The following is a 315-nucleotide window of genomic DNA, read 5'->3' as shown; positions in this document are numbered from 1 at the left end:
ACTTTGCCCTTGCCCCGGGGCAAGGGCAAGAACCCCAAAGGAAACAACAATCCAATATCCCAAGCGGTCAGATCACTTGTTACCAAAGCGGTCAGTTTGACATGTCTTCAACAGTGCGGCAGGCCAGCAGTTTCTTTGGGTTACGCAATTTTCTCCTACCCCGGTCTGCCTCTCTGCCAAAGCTCTTGGGAGAATGACTAACCTGACTTTGACACTTTTTCACCGACATTGTGATTTATCAATTACTTACGGAAAGCATGTAGTACGTAATATATGAAATAATATATTGCCGTGTATTCGTTGCGTTTGGTATAA

The organism is Verrucomicrobium sp. 3C, from assembly GCF_000379365.1.
Classification (GTDB): domain Bacteria; phylum Verrucomicrobiota; class Verrucomicrobiia; order Methylacidiphilales; family Methylacidiphilaceae; genus Methylacidimicrobium.
This window is presented reverse-complemented; position numbering follows the sequence as displayed.